The 387-nt window shown below is 63.0% G+C and carries 1 protein-coding gene; it reads right to left on the minus strand.

What is annotated here, in order from left to right; all coding sequences use genetic code 11:
• Positions 1-371, minus strand: a 371-nt coding sequence (locus ACWTU9_RS33260; RefSeq protein ID WP_455862025.1) for a hypothetical protein, incomplete at its 3' end; no start/stop codon positions are given.
• Positions 372-387: the final 16 nt, after the last annotated feature.

Genomic DNA, 387 nt, shown 5'->3' on the forward strand with positions numbered 1-387 from the left:
AGATCCGCCAGCGCCTTTGCGTTGTCGAGCAGCGCCTTCACGGCCTGCGCCCCACCCTCTTGGCCCAAGATCTTCAGGACATCGTCCTTGCTGAGCTTCTGGCCGCTGAACTCCAGCTCAGCCAGCGCCTTTGCGTTCTCCGACAGCGCCTTCACCGCCGGCGCCCCACCTGTGTTCTTCAGGATTTTGAGAATATCGTCGTTGCTGAGCTTCTGGCCGCTGAACTCCAGCGTCGCCAGCGCCTGCGCGTTGTCCAGCAGCGCCCTCACCGCCTGCGCCCCACCCTTGTTCGCTATGATCTTAAAGACATCGTCCTTGCCGAGCTTCTGGCCGCTGAGCTCCAGCGTCGCCAGCGCCTGCGCGTTGTCCACAAAGGCCTTCAGGGCA

It is taken from the genome of Mesorhizobium sp. 128a (assembly GCF_053848025.1).